The sequence below is a fragment of the Photobacterium damselae genome, assembly GCF_003026815.1.
Lineage (GTDB): Bacteria > Pseudomonadota > Gammaproteobacteria > Enterobacterales > Vibrionaceae > Photobacterium > Photobacterium damselae.
In genome coordinates this window covers 1-1019 of record NZ_PYOG01000102.1, presented here as the reverse complement: position 1 = coordinate 1019, position 1019 = coordinate 1, and the positions used below count along the sequence as shown (strand labels likewise).

Sequence of the window (1019 nt, the reverse complement as noted above, 5' to 3'; positions counted from 1 at the left end):
TAGGGGAGCCGTAGGGAAACCGAGTCTTAACTGGGCGTCATAGTTGCTAGGATTAGACCCGAAACCGAGTGATCTAGCCATGGGCAGGTTGAAGATTGAGTAACATCAATTGGAGGACCGAACCGACTAATGTTGAAAAATTAGCGGATGACTTGTGGCTAGGGGTGAAAGGCCAATCAAACTCGGAGATAGCTGGTTCTCCCCGAAAGCTATTTAGGTAGCGCCTCGGACGAATACTACTGGGGGTAGAGCACTGTTAAGGCTAGGGGGTCATCCCGACTTACCAACCCTTTGCAAACTCCGAATACCAGTAAGTACTATCCGGGAGACACACGGCGGGTGCTAACGTCCGTCGTGAAGAGGGAAACAACCCAGACCGCCAGCTAAGGTCCCAAAGTTATAGCTAAGTGGGAAACGATGTGGGAAGGCTCAGACAGCCAGGATGTTGGCTTAGAAGCAGCCATCATTTAAAGAAAGCGTAATAGCTCACTGGTCGAGTCGGCCTGCGCGGAAGATTTAACGGGGCTAAGCTATACACCGAAGCTGCGGCAATGTGCTATGCACATTGGGTAGGGGAGCGTTCTGTAAGCCGTTGAAGGTGCATTGTAAAGTGTGCTGGAGGTATCAGAAGTGCGAATGCTGACATGAGTAACGACAAAGGGAGTGAAAAACTCCCTCGCCGGAAGACCAAGGGTTCCTGTCCAACGTTAATCGGGGCAGGGTGAGTCGACCCCTAAGGCGAGGCCGAAAGGCGTAGTCGATGGGAAACGGGTTAATATTCCCGTACTTCTTACTATTGCGATGGGGGGACGGAGAAGGCTAGGTGAGCCTGGCGACGGTTGTCCAGGTCCAAGTACGTAGGTGGATGAATTAGGCAAATCCGGTTCATCACTAACACTGAGATACGATGTCGAGCTACTACGGTAGCGAAGTCATTGATGCCATGCTTCCGGGAAAAGCCTCTAAGCTTCAGATAGTAAGAAATCGTACCCCAAACCGACACAGGTGGTCGGGTAGAG

Annotated in this window: 1 rRNA gene; it reads left to right on the top strand. The window is 51.5% G+C overall.

The features are described from left to right. Positions 1-1019 (top strand): 23S ribosomal RNA (locus CTN07_RS22495); the annotation flags it as partial.